The organism is Nostoc sp. NMS8, from assembly GCF_017115045.1.
Lineage (GTDB): Bacteria > Cyanobacteriota > Cyanobacteriia > Cyanobacteriales > Nostocaceae > Nostoc.
In genome coordinates this window covers 1-13,456 of record NZ_JABXKK010000105.1, presented here as the reverse complement: position 1 = coordinate 13,456, position 13,456 = coordinate 1, and the positions used below count along the sequence as shown (strand labels likewise).

Annotated in this window: 12 protein-coding genes and 1 pseudogene; 9 read left to right on the top strand and 4 right to left on the bottom strand. The window is 42.4% G+C overall.

From position 1 onward, the window contains the following. Positions 1-454: 454 nt before the first annotated feature. From HWQ39_RS27465 to HWQ39_RS27455, 3 genes are all read left to right on the top strand, one after another. The gene (locus HWQ39_RS27465) at positions 455-1,471 is read left to right on the top strand and encodes a ribose-phosphate pyrophosphokinase (protein ID WP_292852372.1); all 1,017 of its coding nucleotides are present in this window, start codon (positions 455-457) and stop codon (positions 1,469-1,471) included. 109 nt (positions 1,472-1,580) lie between these two features. After that, positions 1,581-1,799 (top strand): hypothetical protein, encoded by a 219-nt coding sequence (locus HWQ39_RS27460; RefSeq protein WP_292852370.1) that lies wholly within the window; start codon positions 1,581-1,583, stop codon positions 1,797-1,799. Between the two features lie 180 nt (positions 1,800-1,979). Next, a complete protein-coding gene (locus HWQ39_RS27455; RefSeq protein ID WP_292852368.1) occupies positions 1,980-2,660 on the top strand; it encodes a RibD family protein in 681 nt (226 codons plus the stop codon). A gap of 49 nt (positions 2,661-2,709) precedes the next feature. Here HWQ39_RS27455 and HWQ39_RS27450 read toward each other — a convergent pair whose 3' ends face one another. Then, positions 2,710-3,060, bottom strand: a complete 351-nt coding sequence (locus tag HWQ39_RS27450; protein WP_179064094.1) for a histidine triad nucleotide-binding protein — start codon at positions 3,058-3,060, stop codon at positions 2,710-2,712. A gap of 149 nt (positions 3,061-3,209) precedes the next feature. Then, positions 3,210-3,860: a hypothetical protein gene (locus HWQ39_RS27445; RefSeq protein WP_292852365.1), complete on the bottom strand. Its 651-nt coding sequence runs from the start codon at positions 3,858-3,860 to the stop codon at positions 3,210-3,212. A gap of 149 nt (positions 3,861-4,009) precedes the next feature. Between HWQ39_RS27445 and HWQ39_RS27440 the strand changes: the two genes are divergently transcribed. Both HWQ39_RS27440 and HWQ39_RS27435 read left to right on the top strand, forming a co-directional pair. Continuing rightward, positions 4,010-4,693 (top strand): response regulator transcription factor, encoded by a 684-nt coding sequence (locus HWQ39_RS27440; RefSeq protein WP_292852363.1) that lies wholly within the window; start codon positions 4,010-4,012, stop codon positions 4,691-4,693. Next, on the top strand, positions 4,690-6,204 hold the full coding sequence (locus HWQ39_RS27435) for an ATP-binding protein (RefSeq protein ID WP_292852360.1): 1,515 nt from the start codon (positions 4,690-4,692) through the stop codon (positions 6,202-6,204). Before HWQ39_RS27440 ends, HWQ39_RS27435 begins: the two co-directional genes overlap by 4 nt. Before the next feature lie 82 nt (positions 6,205-6,286). Here the strand turns inward: HWQ39_RS27435 and priA are convergent, their stop codons facing one another. Continuing rightward, complete coding sequence (gene priA / locus HWQ39_RS27430) at positions 6,287-8,845, bottom strand: primosomal protein N' (RefSeq protein ID WP_292852357.1); 2,559 nt, start codon at positions 8,843-8,845, stop codon at positions 6,287-6,289. Between the two features lie 801 nt (positions 8,846-9,646). Between priA and HWQ39_RS27425 the strand changes: the two genes are divergently transcribed. The 4 genes from HWQ39_RS27425 (at position 9,647) to HWQ39_RS27410 (ending at position 13,250) form a co-directional block, all read left to right on the top strand. Next, the gene (locus HWQ39_RS27425; protein WP_292852639.1) at positions 9,647-10,816 is read left to right on the top strand and encodes an RpoD/SigA family RNA polymerase sigma factor; all 1,170 of its coding nucleotides are present in this window, start codon (positions 9,647-9,649) and stop codon (positions 10,814-10,816) included. A 162-nt stretch (positions 10,817-10,978) separates the two neighbouring features. Then, the gene (locus HWQ39_RS27420; RefSeq protein WP_292852636.1) at positions 10,979-11,473 is read left to right on the top strand and encodes a GNAT family N-acetyltransferase; all 495 of its coding nucleotides are present in this window, start codon (positions 10,979-10,981) and stop codon (positions 11,471-11,473) included. A 346-nt stretch (positions 11,474-11,819) separates the two neighbouring features. Further along, a complete protein-coding gene (gene petJ, locus HWQ39_RS27415) occupies positions 11,820-12,155 on the top strand; it encodes a cytochrome c6 PetJ (protein ID WP_292852633.1) in 336 nt (111 codons plus the stop codon). A 171-nt stretch (positions 12,156-12,326) separates the two neighbouring features. Beyond that, positions 12,327-13,250, top strand: a complete 924-nt coding sequence (locus HWQ39_RS27410) for a tetratricopeptide repeat protein (RefSeq protein ID WP_292852354.1) — start codon at positions 12,327-12,329, stop codon at positions 13,248-13,250. Positions 13,251-13,261: 11 nt separating this feature from the next. Here HWQ39_RS27410 and HWQ39_RS27405 read toward each other — a convergent pair. Further along, positions 13,262-13,456: pseudogene (locus tag HWQ39_RS27405) on the bottom strand (hypothetical protein); the annotation flags it as partial.

Sequence of the window (13,456 nt, the reverse complement as noted above, 5' to 3'; positions counted from 1 at the left end):
TGAGTTTTGGGCGCTGCTAGCTTCTTTTAGACTTCGCAATTGATTATCGTTTTGATCAATGCGTAATGTTTAGAACAAAAAATACATTCATTGTACTTAATAATAGGTGCTATACTGTTATGAGAATAAACTCATTAAGTTCTAAATGCTTTACTGCCAGCTATAAATAAGATAGTTAGAAAAACTTACCACAACAATGTTTAAGCGATTGGGGTTATTTACCTCAACCTAAAAAAATTGAACTATAGACTTAGTGGATGAAATTGATGACAGTTAAGCTATCAATACCTTATTTGCCAAGAAGACTAAATAATTAGCGAATCATAATTTGATAATTTTATGCAGAAATGTTTAAATTTTGTATGGAAGCTTTAACAAAACTCACAGATGTTTTTTTAGGCTGTTTCTCGGTTAAATCTATTAAATCTCTAAAATCTCTAATGATAATATTACTATGAATGCACATAGAGGATCTGCTGTACTCAGTTCTGCAACTTTCAAAGTGGAACCATCTACAATTGGATTGAACGATAATCATCGTCTGCGGCTGTTTTCTGGCTCTGCCAACATACATCTGTCTCAAGAAGTCGCTCGTTATGTGGGTATGGACTTAGGACCAATGATTCGCAAAAGATTTGCGGATGGAGAACTTTACGTTCAAATCCAAGAATCGATTCGGGGTTGTGATGTCTATTTAATCCAGCCATGTTGTCAACCCGTAAACGATCATTTGATGGAATTATTGATTATGGTTGACGCCTGTCGTCGGGCTTCTGCGCGACAGGTAACAGCAGTAATTCCCTACTATGGCTATGCTCGTGCTGATCGCAAAACAGCAGGGCGAGAGTCAATAACCGCCAAGCTGGTTGCTAACTTGATCACTGAAGCAGGTGCCAATCGCGTTCTAGCAATGGATTTACACTCGGCTCAGATTCAAGGCTATTTCGATATACCCTTTGACCATGTTTACGGTTCACCAGTATTGCTGGATTATCTAGCAAACAAGCAATTACCCGATCTAGTAGTTGTTTCTCCCGATGTTGGTGGTGTAGCAAGAGCTAGGGCATTTGCGAAAAAACTGGGTGATGCCCCATTGGCGATTATTGACAAACGTCGTCAGGCGCATAATGTTGCAGAAGTGTTAAATGTCATCGGCGATGTTAGAGGCAAAACAGCAGTATTAGTGGATGACATGATTGATACTGGGGGCACGATCGCCGAAGGAGCGCGATTACTGCGTGAAGAAGGAGCGCGTCAGGTATATGCCTGTGCAACTCATGCGGTGTTCTCTCCACCAGCGATGGAGCGGTTATCCAGTGGCTTATTTGAGGAAGTCATTGTGACAAATACGATTCCTATACCAGAAAACAATCGTTTTCCCCAACTAGTGGTACTGTCAGTAGCTAATTTGTTAGGAGAAACTATTTGGCGGATTCATGAAGATACTTCAGTCAGTAGTATGTTTCGCTAGACTGTCATTCTAATGGCGTAAATTACCTACACTGTCCTCTTTATTGGGGGACAGTGTAAATTTTTGGCAACCCTAAATATAGAAATCTGATTTGATTTGGAGAACTTACTTGCGTAGGAAGGAAATTTACCGCTTTTTCCGCAATAATGTGATTCAACACGCCCAACCACCTCACGGTACTGCTACCCAAGTTTGTATTAGTTTAGAGCAACAGGGAGTCAAATGTATTTTAGCGATCGCCAACGATGCTTCAACTATCAAACCTACCGCCTGTGAATGCCCAAAAGGTGGCTATGGCAGTAAAATGATGAGTGCGCGTCGCCTCTGAACTTCCAGATGGTGCATGGAAAATGTCAGCTTTGCCTCTATTTCTCTCCCTGCTCAAGAACAGCTTGCCTCAACCAAGAAATTCCAAAACCTACGCAGTATTGCCTGCCTATCCATCCCGACACTAAACTGAGTACAGTTATACTGTGGGACTTCCGGCAAAGAAAGTTAAAAGGTAATCATGTCAGCTATCCAAACAACTGTGGTTCTTGCCATGACGGCCGATGGAAAAATTAGTGCCGTAGATCCGAAAGCGCCTCGTGAATCCGATGCAGCCGATCAAGCACACTTGGAGTATCAAGTTTCTCTTGCTGATTTAGTTCTGGTAGGAGCAGGGACAATTCGGGCTGAGGGAGGAACTTTTTCAATTCGCAATCCTGAGTTGTTGGCAGCACGTGAGGTTCGGGGTCAGTCTCCTCAGCCGATTACCTGTGTTGTCTCAGGTTCCCTAGACCTATCGCCGGACTTGGCTTTTTTGAGTCAGGACATTGAGCGATGGATATTCACCACACGGACTGGTTTAGAGCGCAATTCTGATGCAACAATCCTGCACAAGCTGGCTGAATTAATTGATTTGGGAGATACAAACCTAGACTGGGATCGAGCTTATACATTGATGGCAGAGCGGGGTATTCACAAAGTTGTTGTTTTGGGAGGCGGCTCTTTAACAGCTGCTCTATTGCAGGCAGGACGAATTGACGATTGGTGGTTAACCATTTGGCCAGTCATTTATGGAGGAAAGGACGCCCCTAGCCCAGTGGAGGGAGAGGGTTTTATTCCTAGTGCTGCTCCTCATCTTCAACTCGTTGAAACTCGTCAGGTTGGAAGTGAGTTGTTTTTACACTACCGCACACTTAAGTGATTTTTTTCACTGATGAATTGCGTCTAGAGACGCAATTCATTTGGTTTTATTAGCCAGGGGGCCAATCCAACTGCCGTCCTCCTAAAATATGTAAATGTAAATGATGGACTGTTTGACCACCGTCATCACCAGTGTTAATGACAACTCGATAACCATTTTTCAGTCCCGCTTCTTCTGCAACACGTTTGACGGTTAACAAAAGATGACCCAACAGAGCATGATCCTCAGATTCAGCATCAGCTAGTGTAGCCAGAGGTTTTTTGGGAATGACCAGGATATGAGTCGGCGCTTGGGGATGAATGTCTTTGAATGCCAGGGCTAAATTATCCTCATAAACAATATCAGCCGGAATTTCCCGACTAATGATTTTGCTGAAAATCGTTTCCGTAGTCTCACTCATGTCAATTTACCTACTTATCTCTTAGAGATTTTATATTAGACATCATTAAATGTAGTGAGATAAAAACTAGCTTCTCTTAAATGGAGAAGCTAGCTATTACTACGATTGATGAATAATTTTATTTTCTCCTTAATATAGAGAATGTTCAGCTATTTTGGTTGAGTAGGGCGAGCTTCTTGGGGAGAAGTTACACCATCGCTATGAGGATGAGGTGGAATACCTAGTGCATCAATCAACTGTTGTTCTGTAACTCCTAACTTGGCGGCTGCGGCTTTAAAATCCGGTCTGGGTGGACGTTGATTGCGATCGCCTGGATTCGGAGGATTGGCAGGAACTCCCAAGGCAGCCTTTAACTGTGCTTCTGTGACTCCTAACTTTGTCGCTGCGGCGGCAAAATCCGGTCTGGGTGGACGTTGATTGCGATCGCCTGGATTTGGAGGATTAGCAGGAACTCCCAAGGCAGCATTTAACTGTGCTTCTGTAACTCCTAACTTGGCGGCTGCGGCTTTAAAATCAGGTCTAGGTGGACGCTGATTGTGATCGCCTGGATTTGGAGGATTGGCAGGAACTCCCAAGGCAGCTTTCAACTGTGCTTCTGTAACTCCTAATTTTGTGGCTGCGGCGGCAAAATCAGGTCTGGGTGGACGCGGCTGTTCGTTTGATGGTTGATCGGGTGGTTGTTGTGCCTGTGCTATTTGATCGAATTGATTAGCAGCATTTGCTTGATTGAGTGAAATAAAACCAAATGTGCCAACTAAAACAGGAATTGCTGTCACTACTAAAACTCGACGAATATTCATAAAAATCAACCTTCAAAAGGTAGGGTGTTCATATTTATAATTGAGCCACCTCAAAATTACAGCTTGTCTATTTTATAAATTACAGTTTTGTAATTTAAACAGAAAATAATGAATTTAAAATGGAATAATATGTGAACTCATAAATACTTGTGAATGTTCTATTTGTCGAAGATGAAGCGAAAATTGCTAACTTTGTCCGGGCTGGGCTGAAGGAGCAGGGATTTGTTGTAGATTACTGCGATAACGGTGATGAGGGATATCTGCGGGCATTAGATAACGCTTATGATGTGATTTTACTCGACATTATGATGCCGGGAAAAGATGGACTATCGATTCTAAAACTGTTGCGGCGGCAAGGTCGGAATACTCCAGTAATTTTGTTGACGGCTCGAAATGAACTAGACGATCGCTTGCAAGGACTAAATTTGGGAGCCGATGACTATATCGCTAAACCGTTTTTTGTGGAAGAGTTAGTAGCTAGAATTCATGCCGTTATGCGTCGAAGTGTGAGCGAACGCCAAAATGTACTTGGCGTTGGGCCGATTAAACTCGATCGCATCACCAGAGAAGTCACTTGCAATCATCAGGCGATAGAACTCACCAGCCGCGAATTTAATCTTCTAGAATATCTGATGCGCTCTCCCGGACGGGTTTTCACTCGTACTCAAATTCTAGAACACGTTTGGGGCTACGACTTTAACCCCAATACCAACGTTGTGGATGTTTGTATTCAGCGAATTCGTAAAAAAATTGACCCCATTGATGAAGCAGTCTGGATTGAAAGCATTCGAGGGGTTGGATACCGATTTCGCAAGCCAGATTCTTCCTCATGAAACTTGATTCCTTTCGACTCCGCCTTGCTTTGTTGTCTGCGGCTCTAGCTGGAAGCACATTAGTCGGATTTGGTGCAATTTCCTGGTTGCAGATTTACAATGCTAAGATTAGCCGTCTGGATGCAGAACTATTAAATCAATTGCTGCGGGTAACTCCGAACTCGCCTCAACGACAGGAACCTCCCGTTCCCGAAAGTTTTTTCCAATCAGGCAATCGCTCGCGATGGCAATCTTACGAAGATTCATTATCTTATACTTTTGGAACCAACACAAAAACCCCCGTCGCCGTTCTGGTGCTTGATTCAAACGGCAATATACTTTATCAATCAAACTCCTTACCTGCCGATCTTGAGGTGAATCGTCTGTTGCTGGTGCGTCTCCAGTTGACACCTCTACCACCACCCCCGAAGAGAGAACCACCGCCTTTATCCCCCAATACAAATCCATCCTTCGACCCGCCGCCGCCGATTCGTCCACGTCCACCTCAACTTGTCACTCAACAGACGGCAAAAGCAGCCTGGCGGATTGGGGCCACTAAATTTCCCAATGCTCAGATTGCCATTGCTGTTAGCTTACAAGCCGTCGATCAAGAGATGGCTACGATTCGCAATATCTTTCTGATTTCAATTCCGGGAGCGCTGTTGCTAGTTGCAGTAGGAGCATGGTTGGTTTCTGGTGGTGCTTTGCGTCCTATCCGTCAATTAACGGGCGTAATTCAACAGGTGACTGTCAAAGGGTTAGATCAGCGGATTCCCATTGGAACAACTGATGTGGAATTTGTCGAACTGATTCAGGTGTTTAACTTGATGTTGGAACGCTTGGAACGCAGTTTTACTCAAGCTTCCCGCTTTAGTGGTGATGCGGCTCATGAACTGAAAACCCCACTAACTATTTTACAAGGCGAACTCGAACGAACACTACAGCAGGTTGATTCTGGTAGTGAAGTGCAACAGCGCTTAAGCAACCTGTTGGATGAGGTGCGCCGCCTGAGTGGAATTATGCGGAAACTTTTGTTACTATCGCTGGCAGATGCAGGAAAAATGAGCTTGTATCTGGTTGAAGTGGATATGTCTGAGTTGCTCATGGAGATGCTAGAAGATGTGGAAATGCTAGCTCCCCAGTTGACTGTGCAAACTGACTTCACTGATGGACTGCGGGTACAAGGCGATCGCGATCTTTTAATTCAAGTTTTGCAAAACCTGTTCAGTAATGCCATCAAATATAATCTTCCCAACGGCTGGATCAAAATTCGCACTCATCAAACTCCAGCAACCCTCAATGTAACCATTGTCAATGCCTCCCAAAATATTCCAGCAAGCGATCGCCTACGCATTTTTGACCGCTTCTATCGCGGCGATCCGTCACGTAACCGCAAAATAGAAGGTATTGGACTAGGACTCAGCCTATCCCGCGAAATTGTCCGCGCCCATCGTGGCGATCTCACCCTTGACTCAACGCCTTTAGGTCAAACAGCATTCACCCTAACTTTACCAGTGAAGTTACAGAATTGAGTTTCTTAACTCTGTGGTTAATAAATACTTTTAAACCGCAGAGGCACAGAGGGTACAGAGATTTTCTGACATCGAACTCAGGTTACATAATATTAATTGGGTCTACATCAATAGTTAAACTCACAGACGAAGGACAAAGCGATCGCACTTCTTCCCAATCTGGCAACTTTGGTAAGGCATCGGGGTCAAATTTAATCAATATCTGCCAGCGATAACGATTAGCTACTCGTAAAATACTGGCTGGTGCTGGGCCTAATATTTCAAATTCTTCTTCTGTACTCAAGGTTGTAGCAATAATTTGCGCCGTATTTTGTACTTGAATCGGGTCGAGACTACTTAAACGCAACAAAATTAACCGTCCATAAGGAGGATAATTGAGTGCTTGGCGTTGTTCTAATTCCGCTTGAGAGAAAGACTGATAATCGTGCGATCGCACTGCTGCAATTACCTGATGCTCTGTAGTATAAGTCTGCACAATCACTCTACCCGGATCTTCGCCTCTCCCAGCACGCCCAGCGACTTGAGTCAAGGTTTGAAACGCTCGTTCGCTGGCACGATAATCTGATAAATTTAGCAATCCATCGGCAGCGACAACGCCCACAAGTGTCACCTGTGGTAAATCCAAACCTTTGGTGAGCATTTGCGTACCGACTAATAAATCTGCTTCGCCGTTGGCAAACTGCGTGAGTAGGGTACGGTGTGAGCCTTTGTTGCGAGTGGTATCGCTATCAAAACGAATCAAGCGCAACTCTGGAAACTGTCGTGCTAATTCTTGCGTTACCCGTTGCGTACCGCTACCGAAAAATTTCAGGTAAGGGGAACTACAATCAGGGCAAAATTTGGGGTGCGATCGCGCATAGTTACAATAATGACACCGCAATAATTCCGGCGCTTTTTCTTCAGTGTGGTGATACGCCAGCGACACATCACAGTGCGGACATTCCAAAACATATCCACAACTGCGGCAAGAGACAAAAGTACTGTGTCCCCGGCGATGGATAAATAAAATTCCCTGTTGTTTTCTTTCTTGCAACTCTTGCAAAGCTGTTTGCAGGGATCTACTAAATATAGAACGATTTCCCTGCTGCAACTCTTGCCGCATATCGACGATTTCCACCGGCGGCAAAGGGCGAGAGTTGATCCGTTCAGGCAAACTTAAGTAATGTGAGGAGTTTGGAGTTATGAATTCTCCCCCTGCCCCCTGCATCCCCACACTTATCCAACTCTCCAAGGAAGGCGTAGCGGAACCCAACACCAAGGGGCAATTTTCTAATTCGGCTCGCCACCGGGCAACAGTACGGGCGTGGTAGGTGGGTATGGGGGAATCTTGTTTAAAGCTGCTGTCGTGTTCTTCATCTAAAATAATTAAACCCAAGTTGGGTAAAGGGGCGAAAATGGCGCTGCGAGTCCCAATGACAACTTGCGGTTCTCCCGTGAGCATAAGCCGCCAAGTATCGTAACGTTCACCATCGGAGAGGGCGCTGTGATAAACGCTGACTTTATTGCCAAAACGGGCACGAAAACGATCGGTTAGCTGGGGTGTAAGTCCAATTTCTGGGACTAAAACCAGGGCAGATTTACCTTGATTGAAAAGAGGTGCGATCGCTTGCAAATATACTTCGGTTTTTCCTGAACCTGTCACCCCATGCAATAAAATTTGAGCAAATCCATCTAGTGTCTGGATTGTCGCTAAGGCGCTGGCTTGGGCTGTAGTTAAAGATTTAGCACCATCACCTACTAATGTTGGGCCTTGTTCTGTTCGCAATACTTCCCGTTCTTCAACAACGATGTAACCCTTTTGTGTCAAAGTTTTGAGAATAGAGGAACTAGCATTGCAAATTTGCAGTAATTCATTTTGCCACAACTCCCCGCCACGTCGCCGCAGCACTTCTAAAATCTCTCGTTGGCGACTAGTTAACTCTTGGTCAATTGTACCTGTGAGCGTGACTGCTTTTTGCAACTTTGGTCGAGTTAGTCGCGGTGGTTCTAAGTAGCTTTCTACTAAACCAAATCGCAATAATTCCCGAATTCCCCGATAAGCAGATTTGACTTTTTGCTGAAGGTAAACAAAACTATAGTCCCCCGCCGGCTGCCCTTGCAAAAGTTCCCAAACTTGCCGCGCCGTCGGAGTCAAAAAAGCCAACGGATCGGCAGATCCCAGTAAATAACGACTTCCCCGCACCCCCTGCACCCTGTCCCCTGCCCCTCTCCCTCCAACCAGGCGGATACGACGCTGCGATCGCCCCAGCAACCCTGGTGGCAGAGCAACCCGGATTACTTGAATCAGTGGCGTATAGTAATATGCAGCTACTCGGTTGAGTAATTCCCAATAAGCACTTGGGAAAAATCCAACGCTGACTATATCTTCTACTTCCCGGATTTTTTCTAGTGGTAAATCGATATTTGGTTGTGCCAGTAACCGAATAGCGATCGCTCCTAATTGTTGTGCCCCAAATGGCACGCTCAAAATATCCCCTGGTTTGATTTCTAACTGGGCTGGCAATCGATAAGTAAATAGTCCTGTACTTCCTGGACAGTCTACTAATACTTCAACCCACCGATTCAGATTTGCACCTGACTGGTATGATTCACCTGCTTGGGCCACCACTAAAGGAGATAAATTTATTTCATTAATATACATACTTGCTGAATTTATATTTAGATATTTTCCTCACATAGCTGGTTAAAATCAACCTCGCTAACTAAACTCTGATTTTTCTTTTTCTTAAATTTAAATTGTATTTCTCAATACTGTTATTCTTCATAATACTTGATAATTTTCCTCTTATGTAATCTACTAGACAAATTCGTATCAACTATACATGCAATAAATATTTGGTGCCCACTATACAAATAAAAGCATGTCGGCTATTGCTGCAACAGTTGCTCTATCTACTAAATATGGAGTAGCCTTTTTCCGCCTATCGGTAGATATTCAACTCTATCTGCTTATGAGATGCTTTTATACAAAGTAACATCGTACCAAAATTAATCTACTATTTCTGTAATTTGTCTCATGTAGGCAACTTTAAATGAAATTGGTAATACATAAATCGAGTAGTAGATTTTTTCTTATCTAGTGACATCTAGCACTTAAGATATTAAAAATATTTAGAAAAATATATGAAAGTTTAAGAAAATTGGATGAGTAACTGAGATTTTTATATTTGTTAAGGTTGAGAAAGTTTGAGGGGGATTTGACATATTTGATAATTCAGAAAAAAATGAAGAATATATCTGTTGGGAATCTGAGAAGAAAGTTTTGGGTGCTAGGGTAAGTTTCGCTATAGGTTGTATATAACTGTAACCTATATGTACTAAGTAGATGCCGATTTTTATTTCTGTAGATAAATTAGCATCAGCCTGTATTTCGCTATCTAAAGGGGTGCATCGTCCATTAGGGAAAACTACCAAGCCTCAAAAGAGTAGGTGTAAATAAATTCTGTACCAAATAAAGCAACAATCCCTAAAGGAAAATATGAATATTGTTGAATTAGGAAAAATGGAAATATTGGAGAATGCTGCTGATATTGAAGAACTATCACTCGATAGTTTAGATGCAGTAGCAGAAGAAGCTCCAATTTTAGTAGAAAATCTGGAATCAGACGAACGCGATGGAGATGAAATGGCGGCGGCTCGTCCTTCGGGATACAACAAAACCGAACATGATGATGCTGTTGGCGCGTTTTTTAAAGAAATGGCGCGTTATCCGCTCTTGAAAGCTGATGAAGAAGTAGAGTTAGCGCGGCGAGTCAGATTTCTAGAGGAAGTTAGAGAAATACAAGCGGCTTTAGAGTTAAAACTGGAACATGAAGCCAGCAAACTAGAAGTAGCTTCCGAGCTAGGAATGACGGAAAAGCAATTAGAAAGTCGCTTGTATCAAGGGAGAGTAGCGAAACGCAAAATGATTCGCTCGAACTTAAGATTGGTAGTATCTATTGCCAAGCGATATCTAAATCGGGGAGTGCCTTTTCTGGATTTAATTCAGGAAGGAGCAATGGGTTTAAATCGTGCTACCGAAAAGTTTGATCCCGATAAAGGATATAAGTTTTCTACTTACGCTTATTGGTGGATTAGACAAGCGATTACTAGAGCTATAGCTAACGATGCACGGACAATTCGGCTACCTATACATATTGTTGAAAAGCTTAACAAGCTGAAAAAAGCCCAACGGGAACTCAAACAAAAACTTTCTCGTAATCCCACTGAAGCTGAAATGGCAGAAGCTTTGGAAATGAGTGTACAACAACTGCGCCAGCTACAACAACTACGGCGACAAGCACTTTCTCTCAACCATCGTGTCGGTAAAGAAGAAGACACAGAATTGATGGATTTGCTAGAAGATGAAGACAACTTGTCTCCAGAAGCAAAAATGAATGAAAACATGATGCGTCAGGAGATTTGGGAAGTCTTGGGTGACGTGTTAACTCCACGAGAGAAAGATGTGATTTCTCTGCGCTATGGTTTGACAACCAGCGAACCCTGCACTTTAGAAGAAGTTGGCAATATATTCAATCTTTCTCGTGAGCGAGTGCGTCAAATTCAAAGCAAAGCCATGCGGAAATTGCGCCGTCCTCACATAGCTAAACGTTTAAAAGGTTGGTTGATTTAATCACATTACTCAAGATAGAGATGCAATACCTGACTTAATTAGTTTTGCAATTCGCAAAAATCAGGCGTTTTGTAGCTTTTCTCGGCTCTTGTTTAGTCAATACTCAAAAAAATTGCCAAGTTACCTATAGACTATGGACTATCAACTATGGACTATAGACTAATGACTTCGGGTAGCAATTTGATTGTGCGTTTTGCCGAACCAGCCGATTACAGCGTGCTGTTTAAATTAATTGAAGGACTTGCAGAGTATGAAAAATTATCTCACGCTGTTACTGGTAATGCTCTAGCACTTCAGGAGCATTTATTTGGTTCACGGAGATATGTAGAGGCAATCTTAGCGGAATCTCAGAGTCAAGCTGTTGGTTTTGCCCTGTTTTTTCATAATTATTCAACATTTCTGACTAAGCCAGGAATTTATCTAGAAGATTTATTTGTTTTACCAGAATATCGCAGGCAAGGTATTGGTAAGGCTCTCCTGACTAAAGTAGCTCAGATAGCTGTAGAACGTGATTGTGGGCGATTAGAGTGGAGTGTCTTGGATTGGAACGAGTCAGCCCAAGCATTTTACCGTAGTATGGGAGCATCTATATTAGATGATTGGCGAATTTGTCGCGTTACAGAAGATGGGCTGATTCATTTAGGATCGGTTAAATAAAAAATAAAGGATGAAGTATAAAAGATGAAGCAGGAAAATTTTCATCTTTTATACTTCATCCTTAAATTTTGATGATTTTTTTGATCAAATCTCCTAACTTACATAAATATAAAGTAATTTAAGATTGCCATAGTCTAGATGTAGTATTTTGTCAATAAGCACCTTCTCGTCAGATATTATTGCTGACTAACAACCTAAATCTAAAAAACCTCAAAGATTCAAAAACTAAAAATTTTATTTAATAAAGCGAAGTTTGACAGCTTGTCGTTTGACTATGGTAGCGGCTCAACTCACAATTATGGAGGATATTGCACCGAATAAGCCGTTATTGCAGAGGGAACACGAAATGAAAAAAATGATTACAGTCATGCTGTTAGGCATAGCAATCTTCACCTTTGCCTTCAGTAGTCCAGCTTTGGCAGGAGATGCTGCTAGTGGAGCTAAAGTATTTAGTGCTAATTGTGCCTCTTGTCACGCAGGAGGAAAGAATCTGGTTCAAGCTGCCAAAAACTTGAAGAAGGAGGCTTTGGAAAAGTATGGTTTATACTCAGCAGAGGCAATTATTACCCAGGTTACAAACGGTAAAAATGCTATGCCCGCCTTCGGCAAACGCTTGAAGCCTGAACAAATTGAAAATGTTGCTGCTTATGTGCTTTCACAAGCAGATAAGGCGTGGAAGTAGACTAAAATCCAACTTCAAAAATTAACAATTTGCGGGGCTTTTTGTCCCCGCTAATTTTGTTGCTACTGAAATGATCAAATAGGATGTTTATACCAATTTTGGATTAAAGAGTCTTTACAAAAAGACTGTTCCAAAAATATCAAACAATACTACCTATCCTAATTTGGTATTATGAGTGATTTCTGGCGATTATTTTTCAGTATAATTATTGCTTTACCTCTCACTTTTTTGACTTTGCCTGCAAATTCTGCACCCATTTTAATTACCCAAATTACAGCAGGTGATTTCTTAGAGCTGGGTGTAGATAAGATACAGCGCGGTGATTATCAGGAAGCAATAGAGAATTTCAACCAGGCGATTCAACTAGAGAAAGATTTGGCTGTGGCTTATAGCGATCGCTGTCTTGCTTATCTCCAATTACAAGATTACCATCAAGCGATTGCAGATTGTACTCAAGCCATAAATTTTGCACCAGATAACTCTGAGGCTTATCTGAACCGGGGAGTAGCATTCTACAGACAAGGCGATTATCCTGCTGCCATTGTCGATCATAACCGAGCGATCGCACTTAAACCCTACGATTTTCGAGCTTACTACAACCGAGGGTTAGCCCGTGCTGGCGATGGGAAAGACTCGGAGGCAATTCTTGACTTTAATTTAGCTTTAACTCAAATTCCTCGAATCAGTAGCTTACTGCTTGCAGATATCTATAATGACCGAGGTTTAGCGCATTTTGTCTTGCAAGATACCCAAGCTGCAATGCTCGACTTTAGTTTAGCAATTCGCCTCAATGCTAACGATTATAGAGCGTACTTTAACCGAGCTTGTGCTTGCGGCCGAAACGGAAATGACTTTGGTGCAGTGCGTGATTTTTCTCAAGTCATCAGACTTAACCCCAGTAATGCTCAGGCTTACGTTAATCGGGGAGTAGCTCAGTATCGCTTAGGATATCATTTAGCTGCGATCGCTGATTTACAAAAAGCATCTGAGTACTTTGAAAACCAAGGAAAGAGAGTTGCCTACGAAAAAACTCTAGATTTACTAAAGAATCTGCGACAAAAAATCTCCTTTGCAACGGAAATCGCTCTTTTATAAGATTTTCAGTACTATACAGGGTATCCACCAGCTTGAAAAATCTGTTCGGCGGTTAAGTTTAATTCGGGGAAAGTAGGTGAGATAATGCGATCACTACCTTGAAATTGGCTAACTTGATATTCTTCCTCAATTAAAGTGTAAAGCGAGACAGTAGACATCTCCGAAAACTGCCTAAGTATCTCTGTGACTAGCTTATAGCGTGCGCT

Bases quoted from the DNA above. Each gene is read 5' to 3' on its own strand.
- petJ (WP_292852633.1), top strand. From the start codon at position 11,820: ATGAAAAAAATGATTACAGTCATGCTGTTAGGCATAGCAATCTTCACC.
- HWQ39_RS27420 (WP_292852636.1), top strand. From the start codon at position 10,979: ATGACTTCGGGTAGCAATTTGATTGTGCGTTTTGCCGAACCAGCCGAT.
- HWQ39_RS27465 (WP_292852372.1), top strand. From the start codon at position 455: ATGAATGCACATAGAGGATCTGCTGTACTCAGTTCTGCAACTTTCAAA.
- HWQ39_RS27410 (WP_292852354.1), top strand. From the start codon at position 12,327: ATGAGTGATTTCTGGCGATTATTTTTCAGTATAATTATTGCTTTACCT.
- HWQ39_RS27435 (WP_292852360.1), top strand. From the start codon at position 4,690: ATGAAACTTGATTCCTTTCGACTCCGCCTTGCTTTGTTGTCTGCGGCT.
- HWQ39_RS27455 (WP_292852368.1), top strand. From the start codon at position 1,980: ATGTCAGCTATCCAAACAACTGTGGTTCTTGCCATGACGGCCGATGGA.
- HWQ39_RS27450 (WP_179064094.1), bottom strand. From the start codon at position 3,060: ATGAGTGAGACTACGGAAACGATTTTCAGCAAAATCATTAGTCGGGAA.
- priA (WP_292852357.1), bottom strand. From the start codon at position 8,845: ATGTATATTAATGAAATAAATTTATCTCCTTTAGTGGTGGCCCAAGCA.
- HWQ39_RS27445 (WP_292852365.1), bottom strand. From the start codon at position 3,860: ATGAATATTCGTCGAGTTTTAGTAGTGACAGCAATTCCTGTTTTAGTT.